The organism is Streptomyces sp. NPDC017890 (genome assembly GCF_044328675.1).
GTDB lineage: Bacteria > Actinomycetota > Actinomycetes > Streptomycetales > Streptomycetaceae > Streptomyces.
In genome coordinates, this window is the sequence record NZ_JBIRHU010000019.1 from 93,879 (window position 1) to 114,699 (window position 20,821).

The window sequence follows — 20,821 nt, forward strand, 5'->3', positions numbered from 1 at the left end:
GAGAAGGCTGAGGCCGCGCCCCCGCCCCATGGCATCCTGACCCGGTGAACGGTCCCGAGATCCGCGTCGAATTCGCCCCCGAACTGCACCTGTTCGTCCCGCGGGCCCGCCCCACCGGCGCCGCCCGCGCCGCCACCGACGGCGTCTCCACGCTCGGCCACGTCGTCGAGTCCCTCGGCGTCCCGCTGACCGAGGTCGGCACGCTCCTCGTGGACGGCCGCGAGGTGCCGCCCGGACACGTCCCCAGCGGCGGCGAGTCGGTCAGCGTCCGGGCCGTCGAACGCCCGCAGCGGGTCCCGGGCGCGCCCCTGCGCTTCCTGCTCGACGTGCACCTCGGCACCCTCGCCCGCCGGCTGCGGCTGCTCGGCGTGGACACGGCCTACGAGTCGACGGACCTCGGCGATCCGGCGCTCGCCGCGCTGTCCGCCGCCGAGAAACGGGTCATGCTCAGCCGCGACCGCGGCCTGCTGCGCCGCCGCGAACTGTGGGCCGGCGCCTACGTCTACAGCAACCGCCCCGACGACCAGCTCCGCGAAATCCTGGACCGGTTCCGGCCCGAGCTGCGCCCCTGGACCAGATGTACCGCCTGCAACGGACTGCTGGAGCAGGCCACCAAGGAGGAGGTCGCGGACCAGCTCAAGGGCGGTACCCAGCGGTCGTACGACGTGTTCGCGCAGTGCCGCGCGTGCGGGCGGGCGTACTGGAAGGGCGCGCACCACGAGCAGCTGGAGGCCATCGTGGACGCGGCGGTGCGCCGGAGTACTCAGGGCGGCTGAGCGGAGTTCCGTACGGCGACTGAGTACGCGGGCCCGTCACCGGGGGCGGCCGACGCGGTGTGATGGACGGCATGAGCGCCCTGTCCTCGCCCACCCCGCCGCCGCCCGCCGCGCCGCCGTCCGCCGCCGCGCCGCCGCCTGCCGCCCGCGCCCTGACCGGGTGGTCCGTGGCCGGACTCGTCCTGCTGCTGCCGACCGTCGTCGTCGCGTGGCTCGCCGTGCTCGCCACCGAACGCGGCGGCCGCTGTCTCACCTACGGCGAGCGGTGCTCGACCGTCCCGGGCGAGGCGCTGTGGGCCTGCTTCTGGGCGGCGGCCGTCCTGGGCGTACTGGCACTGGCGTGGCCCCGCACCCGGTGGAGGTCCGCCAGGTACGGGGCCGTCGCCCTGCAGTGGGGTGCTCAGCTCACGCTGGGCGCGCTGATCCTCAGCGGCGCCTGACGTCGCCCTTGCCGCAGGCGGTCCCGTCCCCGTCCGGGTCCAGGCGCAGCGGGTCGTCCTGGCCGTTGACCGTCAGGCGGCCGTAGTCGTTGCGCTTCAGCCAGTCGCAGCGGTCGGCCGTCGTCTTCTTCACGTCGGCCGGGAAGGCGGTCGGCACGCAGACGTTGGCGGAGCCGTAGTGCCGGTCGCAGCCGGAGACGGTGGGGCTGACCGGCTGCGAGGTCCGCTTCCCGCCGGGCCCGGCCGCCTTGCCCCGCGGGGCGTCGGCGAAGGAGTGGACGTGCGCGGAGGCGTCCTTGGTGCTGAGCGCCTGCGGGCCGTCGAGGTGCACCCACTTCGCCACCGACGGCACGCCGTTCGCGTCGACCGCGAAGAGCATGTACCAGCCGGGCGGGGCCAGGTTGGGGTTGCTGGTGACGTTGAGGTCGACGTTGTTCCCGTCGACGGACAGCGGCAGGTCCACGAACCGCTGGTTCGGGTCGGAGGAGTGGGTGACGGCGGCCGGGCGGATCAGCTCGGCCTTGGCGATGGGACGGTCGACGGTGATCCGCTGGGTGTCGCCGTAGTTCCACTCGGTGTCGATGACCGAGGTGATCGCCGGCCGCTCGCCCTTCATCAGGTAGGGCGGGGTGTAGACGGACACGTCGTGGTTCCAGGAGCCGTTGCCCGGGTTGTCGCCGGTCGTCATCACCCGGCCGTCCGGCAGCAGGAACGCCGAGGAGTGGTAGCCGCGGGCCTCCGGGTCCACGGCCACCGGGTCGAAGGTCTCCGTCTCCGGGTCGAAGATCGACGTCTCGAAGACCGGATTGGCCCGGTTGTGCAGCGCGCCGCCGGTCTCCAGCACCTTGCCGTCGGGCAGCAGGACGGTGGAGACGTACATCTTGCCCTGGTCGCCGGTCTGCGGGACCGGGCCGTTGCCCAGGTCGACGGTGCCCTGCGGGAGCGGGGGTCCGGCGACGTGCGTCGGGTTGGGCTGCTTGAGGTCGATGATGTCGGTGAGGCGGTTGGCTTCCGGGTTGGAGTCGATGTTGCCGCCGCCGACGGTCAGCACCTTCTGGTCCTGTGCCGGGGGCAGCAGGACGCTCATCGACTGGTCCCGCTCGTCCTTGTTCTGCAGGCCGGGCACCTGGGTGACCGTGTTGCCCTCGTAGTCGTAGATGGCCGAGCCGGTGCCGGGGATGTTGTTGCCGAAGACGTGGCTGCCCGAGTAGAAGAGCCGGCCGTCCTGCATCAGGATCATCGACGGGTACAGGCCCCAGTACGACCAGGTCTGGTTGACCTGCCAGGTCGGCAGCCACTTCTGCTGCTCGTCCGACCACAGCTCCGCCGTCACCGAGCCGGTGGAGTCCTCGCGCAGCCCGCCGAAGGAGATGACGTCGCCGTTGCCGAGGATCGTCGCCGACGGGTACCAGTGACCGTCGTTCATGTCGTTGGTTCTGACGTAGGTCTCGGTCTCCGGGTCGAAGATGTACGAGTCCTTGTAGCCCTGGTAGCCGACCGTGCCGTCCGCCGAGGGGTAGCCCAGGTTGCCGCTCATGACGAGGACCCGGCCGTCCTTGAGCTGCACGTGCCCGGCGCAGAACATGTCCTTGGGCGTCGGGATCGTCTTGTAGTCGCCGGTCTGCGGGTCGTACACCGCCGAGGTGAAGGTGCCCGCCTCGAACATCTCCGGGTCGTTGCCGGAGCCCGCGATCAGCAGCACCTTGCCGTTGTGGAGGACGACGGAGTGCATGGAGCGGACCGGGTTCTCGGTGGCCAGCACGTCCCAGCGGCCGTCGGCGCACTCCTCGGCGGTGCCCGTGCACTCCGGGTCCGGGACGGGATCGGCGACCTGCTCCATCGTGTAGTCGTCGGTGGTCGCCGAGCCGGTGCCGTAGACGGAGACGCCCCAGCTGATGCGGTCGGTGCCGGCCGGGACCTCGGGGGTGCGGACGCCCGCCTCGGTCCAGTCGGCGGCCAGTTCCAGGGTCTTGAGGTCGGTCCAGTACTGCCAGCCGGCGGTGGCGTCGTGCCGGAAGAGGGTGAGGGAGGCGTCCGGGGTCGTCGTCTTGTACCAGAGGGACAGGTCGTACTGCTTGCCCGCCGTCACCACCGGCGCGCACTCGGCGGACTCGGTGATCAGGGCCTTGCGGTCGCCGTCGGTCCGGCGGGTCAGCTCGACCTTCATGGCCCTCTCGCCCGAGTGGGCGTCGCCGACGGTCTCGTACGTGAAGTCGTTGTCGCCCCAGCCGGACTTCTCCCAGCAGTACGGCATGTCGCCGGTGCCGGCGGTCTCGAAGCCGGGGTTCTTGATGAGGTTCGCGGCCGAGGCGGGCTGCGGTGCGGTGAGGAGGAGGCCGCCGGTGAGCGCGGACACCGCCAGCAGGGCGGAGGTTCTCCTGCGGGCTCTGACTCTCATGCCTCACTCCTTGCTGTGCGGGCCGTACGGCGTCGGCGCGGGAGGTACACGAGCGCTTCGGTCCCGGCGAAGCGCAGGACGAAGGTGATGACGAGGGCCAGGGCGGTGGCCGGCAGCACGGCCAGCCCGAACTGGCTGACGAGCAGGGCGATGAGCGGGATGCGCAGCACCAGGTCGGCGTTGGCGATCAGCGCGAACCGCACGGTGCGGTCGGCCCAGTGCCGGTGCCCGCGCCGGTCGCGGAAGAGCAGCCGCTCCAGCAGCAGGAAGTTCCAGGCCACGCCGAACTGGTTGGCGAGGATCTCGGCGGGCAGGTAGTGCAGCCCGGCCCCGGTGAGCGCCCACAGGGCGGCCAGGTTCGGCACGAAGCCGCTCAGCCCGATCAGCCCGAAGGCGACCATGCGCGCCAGCGGCGAGGCGGTCCGCAGCCCGGCCAGGTGCCGCAGGAAGCGCAGACCCTCCTGCGCCGTGGACTTGGACTCGCCGGCGAACCGCTCCTCGAAGACGAACGGCACCTCGGTGACCCCCTGGGGGCGGCTGCGTACGGCCAGCTCCAGGAGGATCTTGTAGCCGAGGGGCCTGAGCACCTCGGCGGTGACCTCGCTGCGGCGGATGGCGAAGAAGCCGCTCATCGGGTCGCTGACGCCGTGCAGCCGGCGCGGGAAGAGCGCCTTGGTCAGCCAGGTCGCCGCACGCGAGACGGCGATCCGGTAGCTGCCCGCGAGTCCGGCGCGGCTGCCGCCCTTGATGTAGCGGGAGGCGACGACGAGTCCGGCGTTCGCCCGCTCGCCGGTGGCGACCAGCTCCGGCACGAGGGCGGGCGGGTGCTGGCAGTCGCCGTCCATGACGACGATCCAGTCCGACCCGGCCGCCTTCATGCCCTCGACGACCGCGCCGCCGAGTCCGCCGGCCGGTTCGTCCCGGTGCAGGACGGTGACCGGGAAGGGGCAGTCGAGCGCCGCCTCGCGGATGACGTCCGGGGTGTCGTCGGTGGAGTCGTCCACGAAGACGACCTCGCAGGGCAGCCGGGCCGGCACGGACTCGGTGATCAGCCGCAGCAGCCGGCGCACGTTCCCCGACTCGTTGAAGGTCGGTACGACGATGGTGACGGCGCCCGGCTCGGGCACCTCCGGGGCGCGTACGGCCGGATGGCCCAGCTCGTCGGGGACGGTCGACTCGTGGCTCATCGGGCGGCTCCGGTGGGCTGGATACGGCGGATCTCGATACGGTCCGCACCGGTGCCGAAGACGGCGACCGGGGCCGAGTGGTTCATGGCCGCCTTGACGTTGGGCAGGTCGACCGCGTCGCGCCGCACCGTCGGGGAGGCGACCACGTAGTCGATGTCGCGCCAGCCGCCCGGCATCGTCTCGGTGACGGCCGGGTCGAGGTCCGCCTTGTAGAACCAGATGACTCCGAGCCCGGGTTCGTATCCGGCGTGCACGAGGTCCAGCCAGAGCGCGTCGTCGACGAGGACCCGGGTGTCCTCCGGGTCCGGCACCTCGCTGGCCAGCCAGTCGGCGGCGGCCTCGTAGGGCGCGTTGGCGTCGGCGGTGACGGCGGTGCGGTCGCCGTCGTACCAGCGGGGCACGACGTAGGCGCCGGCGGCGAGCACCAGGACGCCGGCGAGCGCGTACCGGCCGAGGGTGACACCCCGTTTCTCGGCCTGTGTGCGCCATCTGCGCAGTACGGCGTGGGCGATGCTCGCGGCGCCGCCGGCCAGCACCAGGGCGAGGAAGGGCAGGGCCTGGATGACGTACATCGCGGGCAGGTAGCCGGTGGGGCGCAGGGCGAGGCCGGCGAGGATCGCCACCGTCAGGGCGGGGCCGGCCAGGGCCCGCGCGGTGACCGACCAGCGCCAGGTGGCCAGCAGGAGCAGCGCGCCCGCGAGTCCGCCGAGCGGCAGGACACGGTCGTAGTACAGCCACGACTGGAGGACGCCCCACGAGCCGGAACCCTCGTCGAGGATGAAGCCGGACCCGGGTCGGGTCAGCTGGTACTCGATGCCCTCCCACAGCGAGACGTGCCCGCTGCCCGGCAGCAGCTCGCCCTTGAGCAGGGCGAACAGGGGGTAGGAGAACCCGATCAGCGCGCAGGCCGTGACGGCGCCGGTCACCGCGAACTTGCGGGTGTCCCGGTGGCTGTGCCGCCACATGGTGACCAGCACGGCGGGCAGGACGAGAAGCATCGTCTCCTTGGTGAGCACGGCCGTGGCGGCGGCGACGCCCGCACCGAAGTGATGCCACAGGTGTCGGCTCGGGGAGGCGGCGAGCGCGAACGCCAGCAGCGTCCACATCACCGCGAGGTTGTCCAGGAAGATCTCCCGCTGGAGGATCACCGACAGCGGGGACAGCCCGAAGAGGGCCATGGCGAGTCCGGCCGCCCAGCGCGGCAGGGACAGCCGGCGGGCGATGACGTAGACGAGGACGGCGGAGACGGCGCTGATGATCAGCATCACGCCGCGCATGGCGCCGACGGTCATCGACTCGGGGCTGATCAGGGCGGGTATCCAGGTCAGCACGGCTATCTGGATCCAGCCGAGCGGCGGGTGGTCGTACCAGTAGGTGTAGTGGGCCAGTCCCTCGCCCTGCTGGACCGCCCAGGCCTGGGCCAGGTAGGTGCCCTCGTCGTCGCTGAGGGTCGGGTAGTCGGAGATGTTCCAGCCCTGCACGAGCATGATCGCCACGAGGAGCCCGCCGCACAGCAGCAGGTCGGGGCGCGAGGAGCGCAGGCGGCCCGGTGGCGCCTGTGTTCCGGGGGCCGGGACGGTGTCGTGGGCAGGCTGCCGCTGCGCGGGGACCGTGGTGCCGGTCGCCGCGGGAAGGGTGGAGGTCACGCGGGAACGTCCTCTCGGTCCGCGGGTGCGAGGTGGGCGCCCACGTGGCTGGTCAGCTCCCAGTCGTTGCGGCCGCGCTGCTCACGCCATACGGCGCGGACGGCGGCCACGGCGAGGAGGACCTGGTAGAAGGGGCCGCCGACGATCAGCTTCAGGTAGTGCGTGAAGCGGACCCGCAGGCCGTACTGCTTGCCGAAGTCGTGCAGGCCGACGACCTCGAAGACGAAGGTGACCAGGGCGGTGACGGCCGGCAGGAAGGTGATGAAGGCGATGCCGACGGGCACGTCCAGGAAGAGCGTGACGGCCACGTTGAGCGGGATGATCACGCCGGTGAAGGCCTGGAAGAACGGCGTCATCAGGGTGTAGCGGGCCAGCAACCGCTGGGTGAAGGTGGGCAGTTGCGTCCAGTCCTTCTTCCGGTACACCTGGAGGAAGCCCTGGTTCCAGCGGGTGCGCTGCTTGAGCAGGGACACCAGCGTGCCCGGCGTCTCCTCCCGGGTGACCATGTCGGAGTCGTAGGCGACGACGACCTTCTTGCCGATGCTGGAGAGGCGCACGCCCAGGTCGCAGTCCTCCGCCAGGCAGTCCGGGTCCCAGCCGTCGGCCGCCCGCAGTACGTCCGTACGCACGAAGACGGTGTTGCCGCCCAGCGGGATGAACCCCTTCTGCGCGTGCAGGTGCAGCCGGGAGCGGAACCAGAAGAAGTACTCCAGGCAGTTGCGCAGGCTGTACCAGCTGGAATGGAAGTTGATCAGCTGGACCCCGCCCTGCACGACGTCGGCGCCGGTGGTGCGGAAGGCGTGGTCGACGTGGGCGAGCAGTTCGGGGTGGACCTGGTCCTCGGCGTCGAAGACCCCGACGACGTCACCGCGGCAGTGCGGCAGCGCCGTGTTCATCGCCCTCGGCTTGTTCTTCTTCTCGTGGGTGTCGACGACGACCCGCACCCGCGGATCACGGTCGGCGGCCCGTTCGGCGACCGCGGTGGTCTCCGGATCGTCGTGCCCGACGATGACGATGATCTCGAAGTCGGTGTGGGACGAGGTCAGCAGCCGCTGGATGGTGTGGTCGAGCACGGCCTGCTCGTGGCGCGCCGGCACGAGCAGCGAGAACGAGACGTGCTCGTCACCGTCGGGCCGGCTGAACCGGGTGGAGGCGAGAACCTCCGGCGTGCGCCAGGCGTGCATCTGCCACCACAGCGTGAACGCCGCCATCCAGAAGAGCGCCAGTGAAACGGCAGCGATGAAGACGGACGTCAGCAAGAAAGATCCCCCCAGATCTCCGGACTCCCCCTGACGCGGCGGAGCACCCGAACCGGGCGCCCGCGCGCCGCGTCACGGTGAAGAGATTAGGGGCAACCTGTGAAACCCATAAGGTGTTTGAGTGAAGAGCGTGTTTCCTCACAATGAGGACCGGGTCTGAGCGGTTCGCCCGCCGATCACGTGCCGAATGCTTTCGGTTCTGCCGTTTCAGCTGTTCAGAGCGGTACGCAGCGCGGTACGCAGACGCTCCGGGTCGGTCGTCGGCGCGTCGCAGGTGAAGTTCCGGCAGACGTACGCGGCCGGTGCCCCGCCCACCAGCGGCCGGCCGGCGAGCAGGGGGAACTCGTCGCTCCCCTCGGCACCGACGGCGACGACCGCGCCGGGCGCCGTCCCCAAAAGCGCCGTGCGGTGCAGTCCCCGCGTGGCATCGTCGCCCACCGCGGGCCCTACGACGGCGACTTCACGCGGCCCGTCGAGCAGCGCCTCGGCGGCGGCCAGCCCCCAGCCGACGAAGCGCGGGACCCGCGGGCCGAGCGCCTTCACCACGCCGAGGGCGTGTTCGGCGGCGGTGCGGTGTGGCGCGGAACCGGTGTGGGCGGCGTAGGACAGCAGGGCGTTGGCGGCGGCGGTCCAGCCGGACGGCGTGGCGTTGTCGGTGGGGTCCTGCGGGCGGCGGATCAGCCGCTCGGCGTCGGACGCGGTGTCGTAGAGGGAGCCGGAGTCGTCGGTGAAACGGGTGAGGACGTGGTCGAGGAGCAGCCCGGCGAAGTCCAGCCAGACGCCCTCCCCGGTGACCGACGCGAGCGCGAGGAAGCCCTCCGCCACGTCGGCGTAGTCCTCCAGCACCCCGGCGTGGGCACCGGCCCGGCCGTCCTTGCTGGTGCGGAAGAGCCGGGCCTGCTCGTCGAGGTGCAGCCGCACGAGCAGGTCGGCGGCGGCGACGGCGGCCTCCACCAGGTCCGGGCGCTCGAAGTAGGCGCCCGTCTCGGCGAGCGCGGCGATCGCGAGCCCGTTCCAGGCGGCGACCACCTTGTCGTCCCGGCCCGGTGCCGGACGCCCGTCGCGGGCGGCCAGCAGCCGCTGACGGACCGAGGCGATGCGGTCCGCGTCGAACACGCCTTCGTGCTGCGGAAGTTGCAGCACCGAGGAGCCGTGCTCGAAGGTGCCCTCCACGGTCACCCCGAAGTACTGGGCGGCGAGCGCGGCGTCGTCGGCGCCGAGGACCTCGGTGAGCTGCGCGGGCGTCCACACGTAGTACGCGCCCTCGACGTGCTTCCCCATGCCGTCGTCGCTGTCCGCGTCCAGCGCGGAGGCGAAGCCGCCCTCGGCGGTGCGCAGTTCACGCACCATGAAGTCGGCCGTCTCCAGGGCGACCCGGCGGGCGAGGTCCGACCCCGTGGCGCGCCAGAGGTGGGCGTAGACGCGGCACAGCAGGGCGTTGTCGTAGAGCATCTTCTCGAAGTGGGGCACGACCCACTCGCGGTCGACGGAGTAGCGGGCGAAGCCGCCGCCCAGCTGGTCGTAGATTCCGCCGCGTGCCATCCGCTCACAGGTGTCGCGCGCCATCTCCAGCGCGCCGTCGGCGCCGGTGCGGGCGTGGTGGCGCAGCAGGAACTCGATCACCATGGACGGCGGGAACTTCGGCGCCCCGCCGAACCCGCCGCGCTGCGGGTCGTACTCCCTGGTCAGCCCGAGCAGCGCCTGTCCGAGCTCCGCCTGGCCGGGCGGTTGCGCGTCGCCGTAGGAGATCTCCCGCCCGGCGAGGTCCCGGACGATCTTCCCCGCGACCTCGGTGACCTCGTCCCGCCGCTCCGCCCAGGCCTGGTGGACGCCCTGGAGCACCTGGCGGAAGGACGGCATGCCGTGCCGCGGCTCGGGCGGGTAGTAGGTGCCGAAGTAGAAGGGCTCCGCGTCCGGCGTGAGGAACACGGTCATGGGCCAGCCGCCCTGCCCGGTCGCCGCCTGCACGGCCTCCATGTAGACGGCGTCGACGTCGGGGCGCTCCTCGCGGTCGACCTTGACGTTCACGAAGTGGGAGTTGAGGAATTCGGCCGTCGGGCCGTCCTCGAACGACTCGTGCGCCATCACGTGGCACCAGTGGCAGCTCGAGTACCCGACGCTGAGCAGCACCGGCACGTCCCGCCGCCGTGCCTCCTCGAACGCCTCGTCCGACCAGGGCCACCAGTCGACGGGGTTGTCGGCGTGCTGAAGGAGATAGGGGGACGTCTCATGGGCCAGTCGGTTCGGCATGGTGTCCATCCTGCCCCAGTACCCGCACGTCCCCGGACGGCACACCGTCGTACCCCGCGCCGACCCCTCCCCAGGGTCTCCTCGTCGCAGGACACTTGACCGACGCACAACCGGGGAAGGACCCGGGGATGGGCCGGGAGGGTCCAAACGCCGGGGGAGTCTCAGCGAGGTCTGGGGACGCCCGGGTGACACCGATGCCGCCGGAGGGGGCGCGACATGCGGGACAGTCATCGGTCGGAGGCCGAGGGGCTACTGAGGCGGGCCGTGGAGGAGGAGGTCCGGCGCTCGGGCGGGCGCACGGACGGGAACGTGCTGCTGTCCCGGGCGCGCGGGGCCCTGGACGCGATGGCGGGGTCGGCCGCCGAGGAGTACGAGGCCTACACCCGCGCCCTCGACGAGGCGGCGGCCGGACAGCTCACCTTCCGGCAGCGGTACGCCCGGGAGGGCGCCGGCACTCCCCTGCTGGTGGCCGCCGTGGCGGCGGTCGCCGCGGTGGCGGCCGACATGGCGCTCGGCACCGGCACGGGTACGGCCGTGGGCGCGGGAGTGACCGTCGGGGTCGTCGGTGCCGCGGCGACCGTGGTGAAAGTGGTCGGCTCCCATGTGCCGGCCGCCCATCACCGCGCCGGGGCCGTGAGCCAGCCCGGGGGACCCGAGCAGCTGCGGTTGCAGTGGCTGACGGCGCTGGAGGTGCGCGGCATCCGGCCGTTCCTGGACCAGCAGCGGATGCTCGCCGCGTCGACCGGGCCGAAGAAGGCGGCGGCCGGGCCGAAGCTGCGGGGCGCCGACAAGAGCGCCGCGGCCCGGGGGCGCAGCGCGCTGGAGCAGTCGTTCTCGCAGCTCCCGGAGCCGGAGGGCACCTTCGCGGGCCGGCGGCAGGAGATGGCACGGCTGCGGCAGTGGGTGCAGGCGGCCCGCGCGAGCACGGAGACGAAGCCGACGGTGGTGGTGCTGCACGGGGCGCCCGGCAGCGGCCGTACGACGCTCGCGGTCCGGGCCGCCCACGAGCTGCGGGACTACTTCCGCGGGGCGTGCGTGGTCGACCTGCGGGGGGACGGTGCCGGTTTGTACGGGGACGGTGCCGGTACGTACGAGGACGGTGCCGGTACGCGGGAGGGCCGGGCCGGTACGCGGGAGGGCCGGGTCGGTCCGGGCGGGGGCGGCCCCGCGTCGGGCGGTGAGGCGCCGCTGAGTACCCGGGACGCCCTGCTGCATCTGCTGAACCGGCTCGGGGCGCCCCGCGAGCAGCTGCTGTTCCGTGAGCGGTCCTCGGCGGACCAGCAGGTCAAGCGGCTCAGCGAGCTGTACCGCCAGCATCTGACGGACGTGCCGGTCACCGTCGTACTGGACGACGCCTCGGACGCCGAGCAGGTGCGCGCGCTGCTGCCGGAGCGGTCGGACAGTCTGGTGCTGATCACCGCGCGGGAGGCTCTGGAGCTGCCGGCCGACCTTCCCGCGCGGGTGTACGACCTGCCGGTCGAGGCGCTGGACGCGGCGGGCGCGGAGGAGTTGCTGGGCGCCGCCGCCGAGGACACGTCGGGGCCGTACGACGCCGAGTCCACCGACCGGATCCGGCAGCTGTGCGGCGGGCTGCCGCTGGCGCTGCGGGTCGCGGGGTCGTCGCTGGGCCCGCGCTCGCCGCGCGCCCTGGCCACCGACCTGGGCGCGTACGGGCCGGTGGACCCCGTCGAGCGGGCGCTGTGGCTGCGCTACACCGACCAGCCGGAGCCGGCCCGGCGGCTGCTGCGCCGGCTGGCGCTGGCCGGGCGCACCTCGCTGGGTGCCCCGGCCGCCGCCGCGCTGCTGGCCACCGACGAGACGGAGGCGGCCCGGCGGCTGGCGGCGCTCTCGCGGGCGGGACTCATCGACCACGTGCGCGGCAACCGCTACCGGCTCCACGACTCGGTGCGCGCGTTCGCGCGGGCCCGGCTCGCGGACGAGGAGGAGCCGGCCGAGCGGACGGCGGCACAGGAACGGCTGATCGCGAACTACGCCGAGCTGGCCGACTCGGTGCTGCGCCTCGTCGACGGCAACATGTCGACCCGCTCGGACCGCTTCGGGCAGTACGGATTCACCTCCCTGGACGAGGCGCTGCGCTGGCTGGACGACGAGTCGAGCTTCATCACGGCGACGCTCAGACACGCGGAGGGCGTCGACCAGGGGACGGTACTGAACCTGCTGGGCGCGCTCTGCGACTACTGCCTGCTGCGCGGCGACCTGTACCGGCTGGGTGAGATCAGTGAGCTGGCGCAGTCCGTGGACCAGGGTCTGCTGGTGCGCTCGGTGCAGTGGCGTACCGGTATCGCGGCCCGGCAGCTCGGCGAGCTGGACAAGGCGCGGACGACGCTCACCTCCGTGGTCGACCTGTACCGGGAGGCCCACCACGACGCGGGGGCGGCCCGCGCGCTGTGCTCGCTGGGCATCACGCTGCACCACCAGGGCAACCTGACCGACGCGGCGGCGAAGCTGCGGGAGGCGCGGGAGCTCCAGGCCGTGCCCGAGCTGGCCACGGACCGGGCGTGGACGCTGCACGCGCTGGCGGCGGTGCAGCGGGACAGGGCGCGGCTCGCGGAGGCCATGGACCTGCTCGCCGAGTCACTGGTGCTGCACCGCGCGGGCGAGTCGGTGCACGGCCAGGCGTGGGCCCACTTCCAGCTCGGCCAGCTGCGGCTGCGCATGGGGGACGTACCGCGGGCCGAGGCGGACCTGCGGGAGGCCCTGGAGCTGTACGGCCGCACCCAGGACGCCCGCGGCGAGGCGTGGGCGCTGACCCAGCTGGCACGGGCCCGGCTGGTGGACGGGGACGTGCCCGCGGCGGTGGAGGGGCTGCGGCAGGCGGCGGCCCGGCACCGGGAGAACGAGGACGCGCGCGGCAAGGCGTGGAGCATCTACTACCTGGGCCAGGCGCTGGAGGAGACCGGCGCCCTGGACCAGTCGGTGCGGGCACTGGAGCGCTCCCGCACGATGTTCTCGCGGATGCGGGACGCGTACGGCCTGGCCTGCGCCCGGCACCATTCGGCGCGCGTGACCCGCGACCAGCGCGCCGCCCAGACCGGCTCGCTGCGGAACTCCGGTTTCGCCCGGCAGCTCCTGGTCGACGCCCGCGCCGACTTCCAGCGCGTCGGCGTCGGCCACGGCGAGGCGTGGACCTGCCTGGAGCTGGCGGTCGTGGACGCGGGCAACGCCCGTACGCCGCAGGCACTGGCGCTGTGCGACGAGGCGGCGGCGCTGTTCGCGGCGTACGGCGACCGGCGGGGCGAGGACTGGGCCCGCTTCCTGCGCTGCACGCTGCTGCCGTACGCCGCCCCCGGGGGCGTGGAGGTCGGTACAGCGGTGGCCCAGGAGGAGCTGGCCCAGCTGGCCCGCGCCCGCCACCCGGCACGGGACGCGAAGCTGGACGACTACGTGGAGGCGTACCAGCTGCTCCTGGAGCGGGGCGTCCAGCTGGAGTCCGGCTGGCAGGCCTGGCGCCTGGGCATGGTCCCGAACCGCCAGGCCCGGGAGGTCATGGGGGTGGCGGTGCCGGCCACGTAGGACGACGCCGCGGGGCGGCACGGGGCGGCACCGGCGGGCGGTGGGGGTCCCCGCCCGAGCCGAGCGGGAGTGGGGGAGGCACCGGAACGCCGGGCCGCGCACCCGCTCCCGGCCCGCGCCGGCGCCGGGGACCCGGCGTCACCCCTTCTGCGGCTCCACCCGGCCGGAGGCCTCCGCCTCCGGCTCCGGCGCCTCCTTGAAGTCGACCTTGCCCATGTGCCGGCTCATGGACCGCATCAGACCCCACACCGCCAGGGCCATCACCGCGAAGACGATGAACCCGAGGACACCGGGGGTGACCTTGTCCTCGTCGAGCTCGGCGAGAGTGACGAGGTGCGTCATTGCCAGGCTTGCGCTTGCACTCATGTCAGGCATTGTCCCGGATGCCCGCGAAGAGGTCGTCCTCGGGGAGGGAGGTGTCGACGAGGGACTTGGCGAGCTCGTACTCCTCGGTGGGCCAGACCTCCTTCTGGACGTCCATCGGGACCCGGAACCAGCCGCCGTCGGGATCGATCTGCGTGGCGTGCGCGATCAGCGCCTTGTCACGGATCTCGAAGAAGTCGGCGCAGGGCACGTGCGTGGTGAGGACGCGCTCCTTGCGCTCGAACTCCGACCAGCGCTTGAGCCAGTCCCCGTAGGGCGACTCCAGGCCGCGCTCCAGCAGCGCGTTGTGCAGCGCCTCGGTGCGGGGGCGGTTGAAGCCCTGGTTGTAGTACACCTTCAGCGGCTGGTACGCCGCTCCGTACTCGGCCTCCGGGTACTTCTCGGTGTCGGCCGCGCCCTCGAAGGCCACCATCGTGATCTTGTGGGTCATGATGTGGTCGGGGTGCGGGTACCCGCCGTTCTCGTCGTAGGTGGTGATCACCTGGGGACGGAAGGAGCGGATCTTCCGCACCAGTTCGCCGGCCGCCTTGTCGACGTCCTCCAGGGCGAAGCAGCCGTCCGGCAGCGGGGGCAGCGGGTCGCCCTCGGGCAGGCCGGAGTCGACGAAGCCGAGCCACTCCTGTCCCACGCCCAGGATCTCCCGGGCCTCGTCCATCTCCTTCTTGCGTACCTCGTGGATGTTCTCCTCGATGTACGCGTCACCCTGGAGCTTCGGGTTGAGGATGGAACCGCGTTCCCCACCCGTGCAGGTCACCACCAGCACGTCCACCCCCTCGGACACGTACTTCGCCATGGTGGCCGCGCCCTTGCTCGACTCGTCGTCGGGGTGCGCGTGGACGGCCATCAGTCGCAGCTGGTCAGTCAAGACTCAATCCTCAAGTCGGTCGGCGCCCTGTGTGCATCGGCGCAATCCAATAGGTGCCGCCCCGCAGGGGCGTCGTCGAGGGGCGGCGGTCGGGTGGCGGGTGGGAGGCTTCTATAGTGACCGAATCGGGGGGCGAATAATTCCGGAGCCCGGGAAGACCGGCTCCTTCCGGGAGGACGATCATGAGTACGGCGAGCACGCAGACGCCCGAGAGCCGCTACGGCCGCTCCTCGGACGAACGGGCCGACCGCACGCTCAAGGTCGTCGGCGCCGTGCTCGGCGTCGTCCTGCTCGCGGTGATCGGCTGGTTCGGCTACCACTACGTCGGCCAGAACAAGATCAGCGGCGAGCTGATCGGGTTCGAACTCGCCGAGGACTCGGTGCAGGTGCACCTGGAGGTCCGCAAGGACGCCGGAGCCGTCGGCTACTGCACGGTGCGCTCCCAGGCGGAGGACGGCGACGAGGTGGGCCGGGCGGACTTCCGCTTCGACGGGGACTCCACGCGCATCGACGAGGTCGTCACCCTGCGGACGAAGGCCGCGGGTACGACGGCCGAACTGCTCGGCTGCCACGCGGACTGACCCCGCGCAGCCCCTTCGGCGCGAAAACACGGGCGCTGACCTGCGGTGACATGAATCTGGTGGCTTATGTCCTCCCCCTTTGGCCACTGAATTGTTAGGCTCGTGGTTTCGCCCTTCCGTGAAGGAACATCCTTCTGGGTAGGGCGTTGATTTGTATTCCCAGCACCAACGAGGAGCACCCGTGACCCAGACCAGCGAGAACGTCACCTGGCTGACCCAGGAGGCGTACAACAAGCTCAAGGAGGAGCTTGAATACCTTACTGGTCCTGCGCGCACCGAGATCTCTGCCAAGATCGCCGCGGCCCGTGAGGAGGGTGACCTGCGTGAGAACGGCGGGTACCACGCGGCGAAGGAGGAGCAGGGCAAGCAGGAGCTCCGTGTGCGCCAGCTGACCCAGCTGCTCGAGAGCGCCAAGGTCGGTGAGGCTCCGGCCGCGGACGGCGCGGTGGCGCCCGGCATGGTCGTCACGATCGCCTTCGACGGTGACGAGGACGACACGCTGACCTTCCTGCTCGCCTCGCGCGAGTACGCGAGCTCGGACATCGAGACCTACTCGCCGCAGTCCCCGCTGGGCTCGGGCGTCATGGGCCACAAGGTCGGCGAGGACGCGCAGTACGAGCTGCCCAACGGCAAGCCGGCGTCCGTGAAGATCCTCAAGGCCGAGCCCTACAACGGCTGACCAGGCTCCCTCCCCGGCCGGTGGTGCACCCGGCCGTCCGTCGTCGACGAGCCCCCGGCGTCCCGGTGAATTCCGGTGACGCCGGGGGCCGTGTCGTCAGGTGGCGGCCGAGCGGTACTTGCGCACCGCCAGGGTCCGGAAGACCACGATGATCAGGACGGACCAGATCACCGAGGCCCACAGGGGGTGCTGCATGGGCCAGGCGTCGGACTGCACGACGCCCGGGTTGCCGAACAGTTCGCGGCAGGCCTGGACCGTGGCGCTGAACGGGTTCCACTCGGCGATGTGCCGAAGCCACGGGGTCATCTGGCTGGAGTCCACGAAGGCGTTCGACACGAACGTCACCGGGAACAGCCAGATGATGCCGCCGGAGGTCGCCGCCTCCGGGGTGCGCACGGAAAGGCCGATCAGCGCGCCGATCCAGGTGAAGGCGTATCCCAGGAGAAGCAGCAGGCCGAACCCGGCCAGGATCCTTCCGGTGTTGGTCGGTTCCGCGGAGCCGGTGCGCCAGCCCACGATCAACGCGACGATCGCGAGGACGAGCAGCGTGATGGCCGTCTGCACGAGATCGGCGACGGTGCGGCCGGTCAGCACCGCACCGCGGGCCATCGGCAGGGAGCGGAAGCGGTCGACGAGCCCCTTCTGCATGTCGTCGGCGATACCGGCCGCCGATCCCGCGGTGGCGAACGTGACGGTCTGCGCGAAGATGCCCGCCATCAGGAAGTCCTTGTAGACGTCCGGGTCGGTGGTGTTCCCGATCTTCATCGAGCCACCGAAGACGTACGTGAAGAGGATCACGAACATCACCGGCTGGATGACCCCGAACAGCACCATCTCGGGGATCCTGGTCATCCGGATCAGGTTCCTGCGGGCGATGACCAGGGAGTCCCGGACGGACTGGCCCAGGGGGTTGGCGGGCGCCGCGACCCGCGTGGCGTCGGTGTCGGCGCTCACCTGAACTCCTCCTTCTCCTGCTGGTGGCCGGCGTCCCGGGCCGGGCCGTTCGTCCCGGCCTCGGCCATGTGGCCGGTGAGGGAGAGGAAGACGTCGTCGAGGGTGGGGCGGCGCAGGCCGATGTCGTCGATCTCGATGCCGCGGACGTCCAGTTCGCGGATGACCTCGGCGAGCAGCTTCGCACCGCCGGTGACGGGGACGGTGAGCTTGCGGGTGTGCTCTTCGAGGGTGGTCGGACCCTTGCCGAACCCGGCGAGCACCTCGGCGGCCTCCCCCATGTGGTCGCGTTCGTGGACCACGACCTCGACGCGCTCTCCGCCGGTGCGGGCCTTGAGCTGGTCGGAGGTGCCCCGGGCGATGACGCGGCCGTGGTCGACGACCGCGATGTCGTGCGCGAGGTGATCGGCCTCCTCCAGGTACTGGGTGGTCAGCAGCAGGGTCGTACCGCCGGCCACCAGCTGCTCGATGACCCCCCACAGCTCCTGGCGGTTGCGCGGGTCGAGGCCGGTCGTCGGCTCGTCCATGAACATGACGGGCGGGGAGACGACCAGGGCGGCCGCCAGGTCGAGCCGGCGGCGCATGCCTCCCGAGTAGGTCTTCGTCGGGCGGTCGGCGGCGTCCGCGAGGTGGAACTGTTCGAGCAGCTCACCGGCCCGGGCCTTCGCGGCCTTGGCCCTCATCTGGTAGAGCTGGCCGACCATCCGGAGGTTCTCCCGGCCGGTCAGGTATTCGTCGACGGCGGCGAACTGGCCGGAGAGGCCGATCGACCGCCGCACCTCGTTGGGCTGCCTGAGCACGTCGATGCCCGCGACGACCGCTCTGCCGCTGTCGGGGCGCAGCAGGGTCGTGAGGCAGCGGACGGCGGTCGTCTTGCCCGCGCCGTTCGGCCCGAGCAGGCCCAGGACCGTGCCCTCGCGAACGTCGAGGTCGACGCCGTCCAGAGCCCTTACGTCACCGAAGGTTTTCACCAGGCCTTCGGCATGGATGGCGCCTGGCATACAAGTCTCCACGTCTTCGGGGATACTTCGGAAAGCCTAGGTTTGTCCGTTCCGCTCCGCTCAGCGAGCGAATACGATCCACCGTAACGCGATGTATCGCGTCTCACAATGGCGATTACCCGAACGTGTGACCCAAGCCGATGACGGGTCGGGGCAGCGGTGACGGGTCAGCCGCTGCCGGGTCGGTCACCGCCGGTGAGCCACTGCCCGCACCGCCGGTGAGTCACAGCCCGCACCGCCGGTGAGCCTCCGCCGCACCGCCGGTGAGCCTCCGCCGGACAGCCGGTCAGCCGCCGCCGGACAGCCGGTGAGCCGCCGCCGGTCAGCCGATGACGGGATACCCCGCCTCCCGCAGCGCCCGGCCGACCTCGGCGCAGTGCTCCGGGCCCTTCGTCTCCAGGTGCAGCTCGACCTCCGCCTCCGTGAGCCCGAGCCGCGGATCGGTCCGGACGTGGCTCACGTCGAGAACGTTGGCGTCGACCACCGACAGCACCCCGAGGAGCGTGGCGAGGGCGCCGGGCCGGTCCGTCAGCCGCAGCCGGACCGCCAGGTAGCGTCCCTGCGCGGCCATGCCGTGCCGCAGCACACCCTGCATCAGCACCGGGTCCACGTTGCCGCCGGACAGCACCGCCACCACCGGCCCCTCGAAGGCGCCCGGCTCGCTCAGCAGCGCCGCCACCGGGCTCGCCCCGGCCGGCTCCACGACCAGCTTGGCCCGCTCCAGGCAGAGCAGCAGGGCGGTGGACAACTCGTCCTCGGAGACCGTACGGACCTCGTCCACCAGCTCGCCGACGATCCCGAACGGCACGTCACCGGGCCGCCCCACCTTGATGCCGTCGGCCATCGTCGCCGGATTCTCGACGGCCACCGGACGCCCCGCCGCCAGCGAGGGCGGATAGGCCGCCGCACCCTCCGCCTGCACGCCCACGAGCCGCACGTCCGGCCGCAGCGCCTTCACCGCGACCGCGATCCCGGCCGCCAGCCCGCCCCCGCCGATGCCGACCACGACGGTCCGCACCTCGGGGCACTGCTCCAGGATCTCCAGCCCGACCGTGCCCTGGCCCGCGATGACGTCCGGGTGGTCGAAGGGATGGATGAACACCGCGCCCGTCCGCTCCGCGTACTCCTGCGCCGCGGCCAGCGTCTCGTCGACCACCTGGCCGTGCAGCCGCACCTCGGCGCCGTACTCCCGGGTCGCGCTGATCTTCGGCAGCGGGGCGCCCTTCGGCATGAACACCGTCGAACGCACCCCCAGCAGCGACGACGCCAGTGCCACGCCCTGCGCGTGGTTGCCCGCGCTCGCCGCGACCACACCGGCGGCCCGCTGCTCGGGCAGCAGCCCGGCGATACGGACGTAGGCGCCGCGCAGCTTGAACGAACCCGTCCGCTGGAGGTTCTCGCACTTGAGGTGCACCGGCGCGCCGACCAGCTGGGACAGGTGCCGGCTGCCCTCCATCGCCGTCACCCGCGCCACACCCGAGAGCATCTTCTGGGCTCCGCGCACGTCGTCGAGGGTGACGGGGCGGACCAGGGCGGCCGTGCTGTAGCTCATGTCTCCAGCATCGCAGTTCACGGACGCCGAGCACCGTTGTGACCAACACCCGAGACCCGCTTTGCGCAGCGCCCGTACGCCTCGCCGCCCGGCCGCGTACCCTGTCCCCCAATTAGCAGCCCTCCACGAAGTGAGCCCCCGGCCATGCCCACAACACCTGAAATGTCGATGGACATGACGACCGCCGGTGACACCGGTCTTCTCGAGACGCTCCAGCACGAGGTGGCGCTCTTCGCCCGTCGTGCCGAACAGACCCGGCTCGGCGGGGTCGGGCAGGTGCGCAACTCCATGGACCGCGCCGCCTACCTGCTCCTCAACCGCCTCGACAAAGAGGGCCCGATGGGTGTGAAGGCGCTCGCCGCGAGCATGGGCATCGACTCCTCGACGGTCACCCGGCAGGTGGCGCCGCTCGTCGACACCGGGCTCGTCAAGCGGACCTCGCACCCCGAGGACGGCCGCGCGGTCGTACTCCAGCTCTCCCCGCGCGGCGAGTCGCGGCTGGAGGAGGTCCGGTCCTCCCGGCGTCAGCTGATGGCCGAACTGACCCAGGACTGGGCACCGGAGGAGCGCGAGGCGTTCTGCACGCTCCTCACCCGCTTCAACGGGGCCCTGTCCGCCCGTATGGCCCTGCCGGGCGTGGCCGGCCCGGTGTCGCCGTCGGCTTCCTGAGCCACCTTTCACCGGCTTTCCCGGGCGGTTCGCACCGCACTCTTGACCGGCGGGCCGCCCTGGCCTGATATGAGACCTCAGGGTTCGTCGTACGAGACCCCAGGGGTCGTCGCCGTCCGGTCGGGAGGCGCGGTGCGAGAACGGCAAGCGTCCCGGAGTGCCCGCCGGGACCGCGAGTTCGCGGCCTTCGTCGCGGGCGCGGCAGGGCGGCTGCTGCATGCCGCGACCCTGCTCACCGCCGAGCCGCCCGACGACAACCCGCGCGCGCGGCGCCTGCTCGCCCTGTCCCTCGCCCACACGTACGCGTACTGGGACCGGCTGCGCGGGGAGGACCCGTACGACCGGGCCCGCCAGTACCTGGCCACCCGCTTCGCACGCGAGGCCTGGCACCGGTACGGCGGCGGCCTCGGCCGGGCCCGTCGGCGCCCCGTCGGCACCCTGGGCGGGCTCGCCCCGCAGGAACGCCTGGTCCTGGTGCTCCGGATGTACGAGGGAGTCGCCGAGGAGCAGACCGCCGCCCTGCTGGGCCTGCCCGTGGAACGCGTACGGACCATCTGCGACCGGGCGACGGCCACCCTGCTGCACCCGCCCGCGGAACCGGCCCGCCCGGTCGCGGAGACCAAGGCGGCGAAGGCGGCGACGTCATGAC

17 protein-coding genes are annotated in these 20,821 nt (G+C 72.0%); 7 read left to right on the forward strand and 10 right to left on the reverse strand.

Annotated features, from left to right (window positions below; all coding sequences use genetic code 11):
- Positions 1 to 44 precede the first annotated feature (44 nt).
- Together ACH4F2_RS24755 and ACH4F2_RS24760 are read left to right on the forward strand one after the other, a co-directional pair.
- Positions 45 to 776, forward strand: a complete 732-nt coding sequence (locus ACH4F2_RS24755) for a Mut7-C RNAse domain-containing protein (RefSeq protein WP_398134926.1) — start codon at positions 45 to 47, stop codon at positions 774 to 776.
- Between the two features lie 71 nt (positions 777 to 847).
- Positions 848 to 1,216, forward strand: coding sequence for a hypothetical protein (locus tag ACH4F2_RS24760; protein ID WP_398134927.1), 369 nt, complete (start codon positions 848 to 850; stop codon positions 1,214 to 1,216).
- Here the strand turns inward: ACH4F2_RS24760 and ACH4F2_RS24765 are convergent.
- The 5 genes from ACH4F2_RS24765 to ACH4F2_RS24785 all read right to left on the reverse strand — a co-directional run bounded on the left by ACH4F2_RS24765 (position 1,203) and on the right by ACH4F2_RS24785 (position 9,956).
- The gene (locus ACH4F2_RS24765; RefSeq protein WP_398134928.1) at positions 1,203 to 3,614 is read right to left on the reverse strand and encodes a galactose oxidase-like domain-containing protein; all 2,412 of its coding nucleotides are present in this window, start codon (positions 3,612 to 3,614) and stop codon (positions 1,203 to 1,205) included. The two genes, ACH4F2_RS24760 and ACH4F2_RS24765, sit on opposite strands and share 14 nt — an antisense overlap.
- Positions 3,611 to 4,801 (reverse strand): glycosyltransferase, encoded by a 1,191-nt coding sequence (locus ACH4F2_RS24770; protein ID WP_398134929.1) that lies wholly within the window; start codon positions 4,799 to 4,801, stop codon positions 3,611 to 3,613. The genes ACH4F2_RS24765 and ACH4F2_RS24770 overlap by 4 nt, the downstream gene beginning before the upstream one ends.
- Entirely contained in the window at positions 4,798 to 6,447 is a 1,650-nt protein-coding gene (locus tag ACH4F2_RS24775) for an ArnT family glycosyltransferase (protein WP_398134930.1), read from the reverse strand. Before ACH4F2_RS24775 ends, ACH4F2_RS24770 begins: the two co-directional genes overlap by 4 nt.
- Positions 6,444 to 7,706 (reverse strand): glycosyltransferase, encoded by a 1,263-nt coding sequence (locus tag ACH4F2_RS24780; RefSeq protein WP_398134931.1) that lies wholly within the window; start codon positions 7,704 to 7,706, stop codon positions 6,444 to 6,446. Before ACH4F2_RS24780 ends, ACH4F2_RS24775 begins: the two co-directional genes overlap by 4 nt.
- Before the next feature lie 207 nt (positions 7,707 to 7,913).
- Positions 7,914 to 9,956: a thioredoxin domain-containing protein gene (locus ACH4F2_RS24785; protein ID WP_398134932.1), complete on the reverse strand. Its 2,043-nt coding sequence runs from the start codon at positions 9,954 to 9,956 to the stop codon at positions 7,914 to 7,916.
- Positions 9,957 to 10,172: 216 nt separating this feature from the next.
- On the opposite strand from ACH4F2_RS24785, the gene ACH4F2_RS24790 reads away from it, so the two are divergent.
- On the forward strand, positions 10,173 to 13,490 hold the full coding sequence (locus tag ACH4F2_RS24790; RefSeq protein ID WP_398134933.1) for a tetratricopeptide repeat protein: 3,318 nt from the start codon (positions 10,173 to 10,175) through the stop codon (positions 13,488 to 13,490).
- Positions 13,491 to 13,628: 138 nt separating this feature from the next.
- Here the strand turns inward: ACH4F2_RS24790 and ACH4F2_RS24795 are convergent, their stop codons facing one another.
- Together ACH4F2_RS24795 and mca are read right to left on the reverse strand one after the other, a co-directional pair.
- Positions 13,629 to 13,865: a hypothetical protein gene (locus tag ACH4F2_RS24795; protein ID WP_398134934.1), complete on the reverse strand. Its 237-nt coding sequence runs from the start codon at positions 13,863 to 13,865 to the stop codon at positions 13,629 to 13,631.
- Entirely contained in the window at positions 13,858 to 14,739 is an 882-nt protein-coding gene (gene mca, locus ACH4F2_RS24800) for a mycothiol conjugate amidase Mca (RefSeq protein ID WP_398134935.1), read from the reverse strand. Before mca ends, ACH4F2_RS24795 begins: the two co-directional genes overlap by 8 nt.
- Before the next feature lie 182 nt (positions 14,740 to 14,921).
- Here mca and ACH4F2_RS24805 point away from each other — a divergent pair, with 182 nt between their 5' ends.
- Both ACH4F2_RS24805 and greA read left to right on the forward strand, forming a co-directional pair.
- Positions 14,922 to 15,320, forward strand: a complete 399-nt coding sequence (locus ACH4F2_RS24805) for a DUF4307 domain-containing protein (protein WP_398134936.1) — start codon at positions 14,922 to 14,924, stop codon at positions 15,318 to 15,320.
- Between the two features lie 181 nt (positions 15,321 to 15,501).
- Positions 15,502 to 15,999 (forward strand): transcription elongation factor GreA, encoded by a 498-nt coding sequence (gene greA / locus ACH4F2_RS24810; protein ID WP_055418146.1) that lies wholly within the window; start codon positions 15,502 to 15,504, stop codon positions 15,997 to 15,999.
- Between the two features lie 96 nt (positions 16,000 to 16,095).
- Here greA and ACH4F2_RS24815 read toward each other — a convergent pair whose 3' ends face one another.
- From ACH4F2_RS24815 to ilvA, 3 genes are all read right to left on the reverse strand, one after another.
- Positions 16,096 to 16,953, reverse strand: coding sequence for an ABC transporter permease (locus tag ACH4F2_RS24815; RefSeq protein ID WP_398134937.1), 858 nt, complete (start codon positions 16,951 to 16,953; stop codon positions 16,096 to 16,098).
- Positions 16,950 to 17,951 carry an ATP-binding cassette domain-containing protein gene (locus tag ACH4F2_RS24820; protein ID WP_398134938.1) on the reverse strand — a complete coding sequence of 334 codons (1,002 nt, stop codon included), beginning with the start codon at positions 17,949 to 17,951 and terminating at the stop codon, positions 16,950 to 16,952. Before ACH4F2_RS24820 ends, ACH4F2_RS24815 begins: the two co-directional genes overlap by 4 nt.
- Positions 17,952 to 18,273: 322 nt before the next feature.
- Positions 18,274 to 19,503 carry a threonine ammonia-lyase gene (ilvA, locus tag ACH4F2_RS24825; RefSeq protein ID WP_398134939.1) on the reverse strand — a complete coding sequence of 410 codons (1,230 nt, stop codon included), beginning with the start codon at positions 19,501 to 19,503 and terminating at the stop codon, positions 18,274 to 18,276.
- Positions 19,504 to 19,665: 162 nt separating this feature from the next.
- Between ilvA and ACH4F2_RS24830 the strand changes: the two genes are divergently transcribed.
- Complete coding sequence (locus ACH4F2_RS24830; RefSeq protein WP_398135006.1) at positions 19,666 to 20,172, forward strand: MarR family winged helix-turn-helix transcriptional regulator; 507 nt, start codon at positions 19,666 to 19,668, stop codon at positions 20,170 to 20,172.
- A gap of 132 nt (positions 20,173 to 20,304) precedes the next feature.
- Positions 20,305 to 20,820, forward strand: a complete 516-nt coding sequence (locus ACH4F2_RS24835) for a sigma factor-like helix-turn-helix DNA-binding protein (protein WP_398134940.1) — start codon at positions 20,305 to 20,307, stop codon at positions 20,818 to 20,820.
- Position 20,821: the final 1 nt, after the last annotated feature.